The sequence below is a fragment of the Streptomyces sp. BBFR2 genome, from assembly GCF_044497305.1.
In the GTDB taxonomy this organism is placed as follows: domain Bacteria; phylum Actinomycetota; class Actinomycetes; order Streptomycetales; family Streptomycetaceae; genus Streptomyces.
This window is the reverse complement of record NZ_CP172415.1, coordinates 5583794-5595000: the sequence shown is the minus strand read 5'-3', so window position 1 is coordinate 5595000 and position 11207 is coordinate 5583794. Positions and strand designations below refer to the sequence as shown.

Sequence of the window (11207 nt, the reverse complement as noted above, 5' to 3'; positions counted from 1 at the left end):
TTGGCGGGTCACTACTTTAGCGGAATTCCCGGGCGGCTCATAATCGAGCGACGCGGTCGAATTTCGGCAACGCGAAAATGACCCCGTTTGGGGAATCGAGCTTGGGTAGTGGTGGTGTCGCTGACCGGCTGCGCAGATAGCGCTGCCCTTGTCCAGCGGCTCGGGCCACGTTAGACGTTCGAGGTAGCTGCGTCAAGGAGCTGAGGTGCGGGTCACGTGGCCTTGGCGGTGCGGCGGCGCGGTACGTGGGGGCGGTAACGGCTGACCGTCGGCTCGTCGTCGATCCAGTAGCGCCACGGGTGGGCCGCGCCTTCGCCGCCCACTCCCGTGCGGGGGCCGCTCCGTACGCGCTCCGGGGCGGGCGGGGTGCCGTGCAGGACGGTGAGGGGGGCGCCGGGTCCGGTGCAGAGGTCGGTGCCGTCGAGGGAGCGGTCGATGTCGAGGGCCGTGGCGAGGCGGGCCGGGCCCTGGGCCAGTTCGTGGGGGCGGCGGGCCTTGGGACGGCGGGCGTGGGCCAGCTCCGTACCCGTGAGGATCTCGCCGGCGCGGAGCAGGACTCCGCTCGCGTGGTGCTCGGGGCCGCAGACGAAGTTCAGGCTGAACCACATGCCGTAGATGAAATAGACGTACGCGTGGCCGGGCGGGCCGAACATCGAGGCGTTGCGCGCGGTGCGGCCGCGGTAGGCGTGCGAGCCGGGATCGCGTTCGCCTTCGTACGCCTCCACCTCGGTGAGGCGCAGTTCGATCGGGCCGTCCGGGGTGGTGCGCACGAGGGTGCGGCCGAGGAGGTCGGGGGCGACCTCCAGGACGGGACGGTCGAAGAAGGCGTGGGCGAGCGGCATACGTTCCGGTACGTCGGTCATGTGCGCCGAGAGTAGTGCAGTGAAGAGGGGGGCGCCGTGGCGTGGGCGGGCGCCCTTGGGAGGCTAGGGCGGGGGAACCGGCGGCCGCCGGTTTCCGTTGACAGCGGCGAGCCGCGATCGCGGCTGCCGGAGCGAGGTCAGGCGTCGGGCCTGGGGAGGACGGACATGGGGTTCAAGAAGCTGCTGGCGAGCTTGGGGGCCGGAGGCGCGTCGGTGGAGACGGTTCTCTTCGAGGAGAACGTCGTGCCCGGTGGCGTCGTCCAGGGTGAGGTGCGGATCCAGGGCGGATCGGTGGCCCAGGACATCCAGGGGCTGTCGGTCGGGCTGCAGGCGCGCGTCGAGGTGGAGGGCGGTGAGGAGGAGGTCAAGCGCAACATCGAGTTCACCAAGGTGCAGCTCGGCGGGGCGTTCCAGGTGGAGGCCGGTGCCGCGCACACCGTGCCGTTCGGGCTGGAGATTCCCTGGGAGACGCCGATCACCACGTTCCTCGGGCAGCATCTGCGCGGGATGAGTGTGGGGGTGACGACGGAGCTGGCCATCGCGCGGGCGGTGGACTCCGGGGACCTCGACCCGGTGAATGTGCACCCGCTTCCGGCGCAGCAGGCGATCCTGGACGCGTTCGGGCAGCTCGGTTTCCGCTTCAAGGCGGCCGATCTGGAGCAGGGGCACATCCGGGGGACGCGGCAGCGGCTGCCGTTCTACCAGGAGATCGAGTTCTCCGCGCCGCAGCAGTACCGCGGGCTCAACGAGGTCGAGCTGTCGTTCGTCGCCGACGACCGGGAGATGGACGTGGTGCTGGAGATGGACAAGAAGGGCGGGCTGATCAGCGACGGATCGGACACGTTCCGGTCGTTCACGGTGGGGCTGCACGATTACCAGCAGACCGATTGGGCGGGGTATCTCCACCACTGGCTGGCCGAGGTCGGCGGGAAGCGGAACTGGCTCTAACCTGGCCGGACAGTGTCAGCAAGCGACCAGGAGGTGTCGAGGTGTCCGAGCTGAAGCGGCGGCCGCTCCCGCACGATTTCCACCCGCCGGTACCGGAGTTCACGGTGCTGAGCGACGAGGTGGCACCGGGCGGGACGCTGGGTTCCGCGCAGGTGTACGCCGAGGGCAACCGTTCGCCGCAGCTTCGGTGGGAGGGTGCGCCCGCGGGGACGAAGAGTTACGCCGTCACCTGCTTCGATCCGGACGCGCCGACCGGCAGCGGGTTCTGGCACTGGTCGGTGTTCGACATCCCGGCGTCGGTGACGGAGCTGCCGGCGGGTGCCGGGTCCGGTGAGATGAAGGGCCTGCCCGAGGGCGCGGTCCACGTCCGTAACGACTACGGGACGCGGGACTTCGGCGGCGCGGCGCCGCCTCCGGGGGACGGTCCGCACCGGTACGTCTTCACGGTGTACGCCGTCGACCAGGAGAAGCTCGGTCCCGACGGCGAGGCGTCGCCCGCGGTGGTCGGCTTCAACCTGCGGTTCCACACGCTCGGGCGGGCCCAGTTGGTGGCCGAGTTCGAGGTGCCCGCGGAGGGCTGAGGCCCGTAATTGCGTTGCGCCCCGGTGTTCCTCGCACGCAGGGTGGTTCCGGTCGGTGGCTCGTTCGAGTCACCGGGCAGCCGGTACCGCCGCGGCGGGAGCGCCGGGGCGCAGGTGTGTCGCCCTCCGCTCGCCGGGGGCCGGGCGCGTGGTGCGTCCGGTCGCCTCGCCGGCCGTACGCTCCGGATCCGGGTGGTACACGGGGGTGGGATCCGGGGCGCACCCCCTCCCGTGGAGTACGGGCCCCGGGGCGTGCCCGGTTTTCCGTACGCTCTTGTCGCCCGTGGTGTTCCGGGCCCTTCGCGTGTCCGTGCGGCGCCTTTCCTTCGTTCGCCGGTTACCCGTCATTTCCCTTGTGGCATGGGGAAATTGCGTTGTGGCGGGAAATGCTTCCCCTGCACAGTGGAGCCACTTCGCCGCGGGGGCGAACGGCCGGGAGGTGGGCGGGATGCGGGAGACGTTGGTGCTCAACGCGAGCTTCGAACCGCTGTCGACGGTGACGTCGCATCGGGCCGTGGTGCTGGTGATGCAGGAGAAGGCCGTCGTCGAGCACGCCCACCCGGGATTGCGGATGCGGGCCGCTTCGGTGGAGGTGCCGGTGCCGCAGGTGATCCGGCTCAGCCGGTACGTACGGGTGCCGTTCCGAAGATGGGCGCCGTGGTCGCGGCGGGGCGTGCTGGTGCGGGATCAGTACCGGTGCGCGTACTGCGGGCGGCGGGCGACGACCGTCGATCACGTCGTGCCGCGGTCGCACGGCGGCGAGGACACCTGGCTGAATACGGTCGCCTCGTGTGCGGAGGACAACCACCGGAAGGCGGACCGTACGCCGGAGCAGGCCGGGATGCGGCTGCTGCGGCGGCCGTTCGAGCCGACGCCCGCGGAGGCGATGCTGTCGGCGCTCGGGGTGTCCGTACGCGAGGAGTTGCCGGGGTGGGCGTCGCCCGCGGCGTGAGCGCCGGGTGAGGTGGCCGTCGTCCGGCCCTTCCGCGGGGCGGGGTCTCAGCGGACGAGCTGGACGATGGCCACCACGCCGACGACGACGATGATGGCGCGCAGGACGGCGGGAGGCAGCCGGCGGCCGAGGACCGCGCCGATGCGGCCGCCGAGAGCGGAGCCGGCGGCGAGGAGTGCGACGGCCGTCCAGTCGAAGTGGGCGACGAAGAGGAAGAGTACGGCGGCGACGGCGTTGACGAGCAGGGTGAGGACGTTCTTGAGGGCGTTGAGCCGCTGGAGGTCCTCGTCGAGCGCCAGGCCCGTCATCGAGAGGTAGAGGACGCCCTGGGCCGCGCCGAAGTAGCCGCCGTAGGCACTGGCGAGGGTCAGTCCGGCGAGGAGGACGGGGCCTCCGTCGCGGCGGGGTGTGATGCCGTTGCGGGCGCGGCGGGCGCGGAGCGCCGCCGCGAGGCGGGGCTGGATGACGACGAGGACGAGCGCGATGGCGATGAGGACCGGCACGATCGCGTCGAAGGCGTCGGACGGCAGCGCGAGCAGCAGGGCCGCGCCGGCTGAGCCGCCGAGGAGGGCGGCGATGCCGAAGCGGAGGATGCGGGAGCGCTGGCCGGCCAGTTCGCGGCGGTAGCCGAAGGCGCCGCTGAGCGAACCGGGCACCAGACCCAGCGAGTTGGAGACGTTCGCGGTGATCGGTGGGAGGCCGACGGCCAGCAGCACCGGGAAGGTGATGAGGGTGCCGGAGCCGACGACGGTGTTGATGGTTCCGGCGCCGAGGCCCGCGGCGAGGACGGCGAGTGCTTCCCAGGTGGTCATGCGGTCCCCCGTATCGGTGCGGTGCGGCTGCGGTCGATCATGCGACAGGGGGTGCCTTCCCGGTCCGTGCGACCGGGGAGACACCCCCTGAGGGCGGGTACGTCAGTCGATGGGCGGTGCCTGGCGGGGCGTCGGGGACTTGACGAGCGGGTCGCTCTTGCCGCCGCCGGGGGTGAAGTTGCCGAGGGCGCCGCCGAGGCCCTTGAGAGCGTCGCCGATCTCGCTGGGCACGATCCAGAGCTTGTTGGCATCGCCTTCGGCGATCTTCGGGAGCATCTGGAGGTACTGGTACGACAGCAGCTTCTGGTCCGGGTCGCCGGCGTGGATGGACTCGAAGACCGTACGGATCGCCTGGGCCTCACCCTCGGCGCGGAGCGCGGCGGCCTTGGCCTCACCCTCGGCGCGGAGGATGGAGGACTGCTTCTCGCCCTCGGCGGTGAGGATCTGGGACTGGCGGACACCTTCGGCCTGGAGGATGGAGGCGCGCTTGTCGCGGTCGGCGCGCATCTGCTTCTCCATCGAGTCCTGGATGGAGGTCGGCGGCTCGATGGCCTTCAGCTCGACGCGGTTGACGCGGATGCCCCACTTGCCGGTGGCCTCGTCGAGGACGCCGCGGAGCGCCGCGTTGATCTCCTCGCGGGAGGTGAGGGTGCGCTCCAGGTCCATGCCGCCGATGATGTTGCGGAGGGTGGTGACGGTGAGCTGCTCGATCGCCTGGATGTAGCTGGCGACTTCGTAGGTCGCGGCGCGGGCGTCGGTGACCTGGTAGTAGATGACGGTGTCGATGTTGACGACGAGGTTGTCCTGGGTGATCACCGGCTGCGGCGGGAACGGCACGACCTGTTCGCGGAGGTCGATGCGGTTGCGGATCGTGTCGATGAACGGAACGACGATGTTGAGGCCCGCGTTGAGGGTGCGGGTGTAGCGGCCGAAGCGCTCGACGATGGCGGCGCTCGCCTGGGGAATGACCTGGATCGTCTTGATGAGTGCGATGAACACGAGCACCACCAGGATGATCAGGACGATGATGATCGGTGCCACTGCAGCTCCCGTGCCCTTCGTCTGGTCCTCCGGCCGTGGCCGGCTTGGGTGTTGATCGAGTCTTTCAGACTCGTGGTGGGTCGTCAGCGCGTTCCGGTCAGATGACCACAACGTTTTCCGGTCAGAGCACCACGGCGGTGGCGCCTTCGATCTCCACGACGTCGACCTGCGTTCCGGGCTCGTAGCTGCGGTCACCGTCGAGGGCGCGGGCCGACCAGATCTCGCCGCCGAGCTTGATGCGGCCGCCCGCGCCGTCCACGCGCTCCAGGACGGTGGCGCTCCTGCCCTTGAGCGCGTCGATGCCGGAGGCGAAGCCGGGCCGCTGGGTGCGGTGACGGTTGGCGAGGGGGCGGACCACGGCGACGAGCGCGACGGAGACCGCGGCGAAGACGAGGAACTGTATGACAGTGCCGCCACCGAGCGCTGCGGTGACGGCACTTGCGACGGCGCCGACCGCGAACATCCCGAACTCGGGCATCGCGGTCACGACGAGCGGAATTCCCAGTCCCACGGCGGCGATCAGCCACCACACCCATGCGTCCACCGCTTCATGGTAGGGCGGGGGCGCTCCGCGGGAACAGGGCGTAAAGCGTCAGGAAAGGGGCAGTCCCTGGGCGGTCCAGCGGTCGCTGCCGTTCCGCTCGACGATGAGGGGGAGGCCGAAGCAGCGGGAGAGGTTGGCCGAGGTCAGTTCGAGTTCGAGGGGGCCGGCGGCGAGCACCTTGCCCTGACGGATCATCAGGACGTGGGTGAAGCCGGGCGCGATCTCCTCGACATGGTGAGTGACCATCACCATCGAGGGGGCGTACGGGTCGCGGGCGAGGCGGCCCAGGCGGCGGACGAGGTCCTCGCGGCCGCCGAGGTCGAGACCGGCGGCGGGCTCGTCGAGGAGGAGCAGCTCGGGGTCGGTCATCATGGCGCGCGCGATGAGGGTGCGCTTGCGCTCGCCCTCGGAGAGGGTGCCGAACTTCCGGTCGAGGTACTCGGTCATGCCGAGGCGGTCGAGGAAGGCGCGGGCGCGCTGCTCGTCGATGTCCTCGTAGTTCTCCTGCCAGTGGGCGGTCATGCCGTAGGCGGCGGTGAGCACGGTCTGCAGGACGGTCTGGCTGCGGGGGAGCTTGTCGGCGAGGGCGATTCCGGCGATGCCGATGCGGGGGCGGAGGTCGAAGACGTCGACCTTGCCGAGGCGCTCGCCGAGGATGGTGGCGCTGCCCTTGGTGGGGAAGAGGTAGCTGGAGGCGAGGTTGAGCAGGGTGGTCTTGCCGGCGCCGTTGGGGCCGAGGATGACCCAGCGCTCGCCCTCCTTCACCGACCAGGAGACCTGGTCCACCAGAGCCCGCCCTTCGCGGACCACGGATACGTCCACCAGCTCCAGCACATCGCTCATGAGTGCCCTGTCTCCCATTGCTTCTCGGTCGTCACGGCGCCTGTGGGCGCCTCCCCCCTGCAAACCTACGCCACTCGTTGTCAGTGCCGTTCCCTAGGCTGGGGACCATGCTCGATGAACCTCGTTCGGGACGGCTGGCGGCATGGGGAAATGCCCTTTTGGCCGGACTTGTCTCGCTTGATGATGCCGCGGAGCGGATCGCGGAAGACGACGCCGTGCACCGGGTGCGCGGTCTGCCGGGTGAGGCCGCGCCGGTGGGGCTGACGCTGGCGCTCGGGCGCCTGCGGGCCATGGGTGCGGTGGGGCTGCGGGTCGCGCTGCCCGCGCCGGGGCATCCGCTGGGGCTGAGCGGGCCTGCGGAGTTCAACGCCCGCGCGCTGGACGCCGGCGAGGCGGTGCTGGCCACGGGCGCCGGGGTGGGTCTGGTGCCGGAGATACACCGGGCCGGGCCGGACGGCGGCGCCGGGCCGGATGTGCATGTCGAGGTGGTGTGGGAGTGCCTGCCGGTACGGGAGGCGCCGCCCGCCGACGTGCCGTCGCTGGGCGAGGCGGAGCGGGAACTGGCGGAGGCGCTACGGGAGGCGACCGAGGCGCTGACCCGGCTGGACGTGGCCGGTTCCGGTCCGGTGGCGCAGGCGGCGCTGGAGGCGTACCGGGCGCGGGCCGAGGCCGGACGTCAGGTGCTGGCGCCCGGGTATCCGCCGCGCGCGGTGCGGGTGCTGGAGCTGGCGCAGCGGGTCGGGGCGTTGATCGCCATCGCCCGGAGCGCGGGCGGGGACGGCCGGGAGCACGGCGGCGCGGTCAGCTCGTCGGAGATCGCGGCCCGCGCGCAGGCGCTGCGCCCGGTGGAGCGTACGGCCCGGCGGGCGCAGGTCGCGGCGTACAACGCGGCGGTGGAGGAGCGGGAACGGCGGGGGTGAGGGAGACACGCGGGGGTCCGGGGCGTGGGGCCCGGCCTGGACCGCGTTCCGGGCCGGGTCGGTGCGGCGGGGCGGGCCCGTAGCGGCGGGGGGCTGCGTATGAGTTGGTTCCCGTAGCGGATCGGGGGCCCACAGCGGTGCGGGGCCGTGCCTCGGGTCGGCCGCCCGGACCGCGGCAGGGCACCACGTGGGGCCCCGTCCCGCACCCGTTCCGGGCCGGTTCGGTGCGGCGGCTCGGCCCGTGGCGGGGCGGGGCCGGTTGCGGGCCGGGGCTCGCACCGGACGGGTGCCCGCATCGGTGCGAGGCTCTGTGCGGTGATCGCCCCCCACGCCGTACCGGGCCGCTGTGCACCGGCCGCCCCTCCAGTGACGCGGTCAGGCTCCGGCGGGCGGTCCCGGGCCCGGGCAGCGGGGCCGGCTCCGGCGGCGGGACCGGCTCCGGCGCGGGTTCAGGCTCCGATCCCGTGGCGGACGGCCCAGAGGGCGGCCTGGGTGCGGTCGGCGAGGTCCAGTTTCATGAGGATGTTGGAGACGTGGGTCTTGACGGTCTTCTCGGAGAGGACGAGTGCGCGGGCGATCTCGCGGTTGGAGCGTCCGTCGGCGATCAGGCCCAGCACCTCGCTCTCCCGCTCGGTGAGCGTGGTGCCGCGGCCCTGGCCGCCCGTGCCCTCGTCCTGGGCGAGGAGGGCGCCGGCCACCTCCGGCTGGAGCAGCACATGCCCGGCGTGGACGGAGCGGATGGCGCCGGCCAGCGCCTCCGGGTCGATGTCCTTGTAGACGTATCCGGCGGCCCCGGCGCGCAGGGCGGGGACGACGGTGCGCTGTTCGGTGAAGCTGGTGACGATCAACACCCGTGCGGGGTTGGCCAGTTCACGCAGGGTGCGCAGGGCCTCGATGCCGTCGGTGCCGGGCATCTTGACGTCCATCAGGACGACGTCGGGGCGCAGCCGTTCGGCGGCGGCGATGCCTTCCGTCCCGTCGGCCGCCTCGCCCACGACCTCGATGTCGTCCTGGATCTCCAGGAACGTCCGCAGACCGCGGCGGACGACCTGATGGTCGTCGACCAGCAGCACCCGGATGGGTCCGGTGGCGCCCGCGGGCTCCGCGAGGGGCTCGTCGGCGCCGGAGGGGGCGGGGGTGCCGCCCGGCGGGGCGTGCCGTCGCTCGCGGGCGTCGCCCTGTCCGTCGTGGTTGCCGATTCCGGCGTGCTCAGCCACCGGGCACCTCCATCTCCACAGCGGTGCCCTTGCCGGGCTCCGATTTCACGGTGAGTACGCCGCCGACGCCGTTGGCGCGGTCGCGCATGGACACCAGGCCCAGGTGACGGCCGGCTGTGCGGACCGCGCCGGGGTCGAAGCCGCAGCCGTCGTCGGCGACCTTGAGCAGCGCGCCCTGGCCGTGCCGGGCGAGGGTGACCTCGACGCGTTCGGCGCCGCTGTGCCGCAGCGCGTTGTGCAGCGCCTCCTGGGCGACGCGGAGCAGCGCCTCCTCCTGGGACGAGGGCAGGGCGCGGACGCAGTGCGCGTCGAACGTGACCTCGGCGGTGTGCGCGCGGTCGAGGACCTGGGCCTGGGAGCGGAGGGTGGCGACGAGCCCGTCCTCGTCGAGGGCGGCGGGCCGCAGCTCGACGACGGCGGCGCGCAGCTCGTCGGCGGCTTCGGCGGCGAGCGCGGCGACCTGGTGCAGTTCGTCCTTGGCGCGGCCCGGGTCGCGGTCGACGAGCGCGGTGGCCGCCTGGGCGGTGAGCCGGAGGGAGAAGAGTTTCTGGGCGACGGCGTCGTGCAGCTCGTGGGCGAGGCGGGCGCGTTCCCCGGCGATGGTCAGCTCGCGGCTGCGTTCGTAGAGGCGGGCGTTGGTGAGGGCGATGGCGGCGTGCTGGGCGAGTATGCCCAGCAGGCGTTCGTCCTCGGCGGTGAAGCCGCAGCTCCCGGCCGGTTTGGGGCAGCGCTTGTTGGCGAGGAAGAGGGCGCCGAGGATCTCGTCGCCGTCGGCGACGGGCAGGCCGAGGAAGTCGGACATGTCGGGGTGGGCGGCGGGCCAGCCGCCGAAGCGGGGGTCCTCGCGGACGTCGGCGAGGCGCTCGGGGGTGGCGTGGTGCAGCATCGCGGCGAGGATGCCGTGCTGGCGGGGCAGCGGGCCGATGGCCTTCCACTGCTCCTCGCTGACACCGTCCACCACGAACTGCGCGAAGCCGCCGTGGTCGTCGGGCACGCCGAGGGCGGCGTATTCGGCGTCGAGCAGTTCCCGGGCCGAGGCCACGATCGTCTTGAGGACGTCCCGCACCTCCAGATGCCGGCTCATCGCGAGGATCGCGCTGCTCACCGCGGGGATTCCGGCTCCCGGTCCGTTGGTCATGGCTTCACGGTACCGGCGCCCCGCGGGGGAGGTATCGGTCCACCGCCGCGCCGGTCCTCGGTCTGCGGACCTACGCCCCGGGGACCGGCCGGGGTGCCGATCCCGTACGGGTACGGCCGTGCGTGAGGCGCGCCCCGTACGGGCACGGTCGCGCGCCGCCGGCGGCCGTTCGCGTCCCCGCACGCTTCCCCCACCTCCCCATAGGGGACATACAGGTCATTTTTCGCACTCTGCATGAATGTCACCCAGTCCCCTATATAGGGGCACTGTGCATCCTCGTCGGCAACCCTCCGCTCCCCCGACCACGCGGATCGCGCCGAAGTCCGCGGATTCGGCGGTCCGCGCCCCGGAGGGCGGCGCCCGGTTCCAGACTCGGCGCATGACACAACCGACGAGGACCTGGACCCCGACCCACGGCGATCCCTACCGGACCGTTCCGTACCGGCCCGCGCGCATACCGGCGGCGGAGTCGCTCGCCCGCGCGGCTCAGCTGCGGGAGCGGATGGACGGCAGGCGGACCGTGCGGCAGTTCTCCACCGATCCGGTGCCCGAGCAGGCCGTACGGGACGCCATCGCCTGCGCGGCCACCGCGCCGTCCGGAGCGCATCAGCAGCCGTGGACGTTCGTGCTGGTCAAGGACGCCGAGGTGCGGCGGCGTATCCGGGCGGCGGCGGAAGAGGAGGAGCGCGTCTCGTACGACGGGCGGCTGGGTGAGGAGTGGCTGGCCGCGCTGCGCCCGCTGGGGACGGACGCGGTCAAGCCGCATCTGACCGACGCGCCGGAGCTGATCGTGGTGTTCCAGCAGCGGCACTGGCTGGGCCAGGACGGCACCAAGCGCAAGCACTACTACGTGGACGAGTCGGTGGGGATCGCGGTCGGGATGCTGCTGTCCGCACTGCATCTGTCGGGGCTGGCGGCGCTGGTGCACACGCCCAGTCCGATGCGGTTCCTCCAGGAGGTTCTGGGGCGGCCGGCCAACGAGAAGGCGTTCGCGGTGATCCCCGTGGGATACCCGGCGAAGGACTGCGAGGTGCCGGATCTGGTCCGGAAGTCCCTTGACCAGGTGCTGGTCGAGGTCTGAGCCACATCCGGCCCCGCACATACTGTGCAGTTGCGATCACACCCGGCGAGGTAAACGTTCGCCGGGTGTGACGCCGCGCATAGGGCACAGGTCACCTACGACGCTCTTTAGTCGCCCCTGAAACCCGTATGAGCTGGGGCGCTCGCCCGCACGACGCAAGATCGGGCACCCGGGTTCCACTACCCGGGGTCGTACGTCACCTCATTGCCCGGCGAATTTACGGCCGCTAAGAATGGCTCCCGTCGCTCGGCGCCGCGGTCCCCACCC

At 72.0% G+C, this 11207-nt stretch carries 12 protein-coding genes; 5 read left to right on the top strand and 7 right to left on the bottom strand.

Annotated features, from left to right (window positions below):
- Positions 1–212: 212 nt before the first annotated feature.
- Positions 213–863, bottom strand: coding sequence for a DNA-3-methyladenine glycosylase (locus tag ACGH2B_RS22800; protein WP_399092958.1), 651 nt, complete (start codon positions 861–863; stop codon positions 213–215).
- Positions 864–1028: 165 nt separating this feature from the next.
- On the opposite strand from ACGH2B_RS22800, the gene ACGH2B_RS22795 reads away from it, so the two are divergent.
- The 3 genes from ACGH2B_RS22795 to ACGH2B_RS22785 all read left to right on the top strand — a co-directional run bounded on the left by ACGH2B_RS22795 (position 1029) and on the right by ACGH2B_RS22785 (position 3344).
- Positions 1029–1811, top strand: a complete 783-nt coding sequence (locus tag ACGH2B_RS22795; RefSeq protein ID WP_399092955.1) for a sporulation protein — start codon at positions 1029–1031, stop codon at positions 1809–1811.
- A 41-nt stretch (positions 1812–1852) separates the two neighbouring features.
- Positions 1853–2392, top strand: a complete 540-nt coding sequence (locus tag ACGH2B_RS22790; RefSeq protein WP_399092952.1) for a YbhB/YbcL family Raf kinase inhibitor-like protein — start codon at positions 1853–1855, stop codon at positions 2390–2392.
- Positions 2393–2840: 448 nt separating this feature from the next.
- The gene (locus ACGH2B_RS22785; protein WP_399092949.1) at positions 2841–3344 is read left to right on the top strand and encodes an HNH endonuclease; all 504 of its coding nucleotides are present in this window, start codon (positions 2841–2843) and stop codon (positions 3342–3344) included.
- Between the two features lie 47 nt (positions 3345–3391).
- On the opposite strand, the gene ACGH2B_RS22780 is transcribed toward ACGH2B_RS22785, so the two are convergent.
- The 4 genes from ACGH2B_RS22780 to ACGH2B_RS22765 form a co-directional block, all read right to left on the bottom strand.
- A complete protein-coding gene (locus tag ACGH2B_RS22780) occupies positions 3392–4156 on the bottom strand; it encodes a sulfite exporter TauE/SafE family protein (protein WP_399092946.1) in 765 nt (254 codons plus the stop codon).
- A 102-nt stretch (positions 4157–4258) separates the two neighbouring features.
- The gene (locus ACGH2B_RS22775; protein ID WP_399092943.1) at positions 4259–5197 is read right to left on the bottom strand and encodes an SPFH domain-containing protein; all 939 of its coding nucleotides are present in this window, start codon (positions 5195–5197) and stop codon (positions 4259–4261) included.
- Between the two features lie 121 nt (positions 5198–5318).
- Positions 5319–5729, bottom strand: coding sequence for an NfeD family protein (locus ACGH2B_RS22770; protein WP_399097231.1), 411 nt, complete (start codon positions 5727–5729; stop codon positions 5319–5321).
- A gap of 60 nt (positions 5730–5789) precedes the next feature.
- Entirely contained in the window at positions 5790–6602 is an 813-nt protein-coding gene (locus tag ACGH2B_RS22765; protein WP_399092940.1) for an ABC transporter ATP-binding protein, read from the bottom strand.
- Positions 6603–6691: 89 nt separating this feature from the next.
- On the opposite strand from ACGH2B_RS22765, the gene ACGH2B_RS22760 reads away from it, so the two are divergent.
- Positions 6692–7504 (top strand): hypothetical protein, encoded by an 813-nt coding sequence (locus ACGH2B_RS22760; protein ID WP_399092936.1) that lies wholly within the window; start codon positions 6692–6694, stop codon positions 7502–7504.
- A 449-nt stretch (positions 7505–7953) separates the two neighbouring features.
- On the opposite strand, the gene ACGH2B_RS22755 is transcribed toward ACGH2B_RS22760, so the two are convergent.
- Both ACGH2B_RS22755 and ACGH2B_RS22750 read right to left on the bottom strand, forming a co-directional pair.
- Positions 7954–8583 carry a response regulator gene (locus tag ACGH2B_RS22755; RefSeq protein ID WP_399097228.1) on the bottom strand — a complete coding sequence of 210 codons (630 nt, stop codon included), beginning with the start codon at positions 8581–8583 and terminating at the stop codon, positions 7954–7956.
- Positions 8584–8713: 130 nt separating this feature from the next.
- Positions 8714–9859: a GAF domain-containing sensor histidine kinase gene (locus ACGH2B_RS22750; RefSeq protein WP_399092933.1), complete on the bottom strand. Its 1146-nt coding sequence runs from the start codon at positions 9857–9859 to the stop codon at positions 8714–8716.
- A 379-nt stretch (positions 9860–10238) separates the two neighbouring features.
- On the opposite strand from ACGH2B_RS22750, the gene ACGH2B_RS22745 reads away from it, so the two are divergent.
- Positions 10239–10940: a nitroreductase family protein gene (locus tag ACGH2B_RS22745; protein WP_399092930.1), complete on the top strand. Its 702-nt coding sequence runs from the start codon at positions 10239–10241 to the stop codon at positions 10938–10940.
- Positions 10941–11207: the final 267 nt, after the last annotated feature.